This is a genomic window from Pseudomonas sp. 32_A, assembly GCF_017490905.1.
Classification (GTDB): Bacteria; Pseudomonadota; Gammaproteobacteria; order Pseudomonadales; family Pseudomonadaceae; genus Aquipseudomonas; species Aquipseudomonas inefficax.
The window spans coordinates 1-439 of sequence record NZ_JAFGYI010000368.1; the positions used below are offsets into that span (position 1 = coordinate 1).

The 439-nt window shown below is 57.4% G+C and carries 1 protein-coding gene; it reads right to left on the reverse strand.

Annotation, left to right across the window (positions count from 1 at the left end; translation table 11 throughout):
- Positions 1-17: 17 nt before the first annotated feature.
- A partial coding sequence (locus J5M58_RS27105; RefSeq protein ID WP_306795264.1) for a colicin E5-related ribonuclease occupies positions 18-439 on the reverse strand: 422 nt, incomplete at its 5' end.

Here is a 439-nt window from a genome sequence, read left to right on the forward strand (position 1 = left end):
TCAATATTCATCGCGACTCACTTCCATTTGATTCGACTATCGGGAATCCAACCAGGATCGTTTTTACCGCTCACCTGGACAACTTCGCCGGTCCGGTCGTTGACCACAACATAACCACTCTTAGAACCGTACACGGATGCGGAATCATTTCTCGGCAACCCGTCTGGGGTCTTCCCCGCAGATCGATTGTCCATCGTCGTTCCGACAGGTCCCTCATTGACGACTGCTTGCACTTCTTGCTGCGTCCATCCACGAGCCTCAAGTTGGCCGCCGATCTTGCCGTCGATAACAACCTTGCCCACGTTTGTGGCCGATGATGTACCCGCCGCCGCAACTCCACCATTGGCCGTTGGGAGTTGCGCATTCGCTCCCGAACTCCCCGCTGTCGCCGTTCCCGGCGAGGGCGACGCGCTTGCGCCATTGCCATACGGTTGGGTTC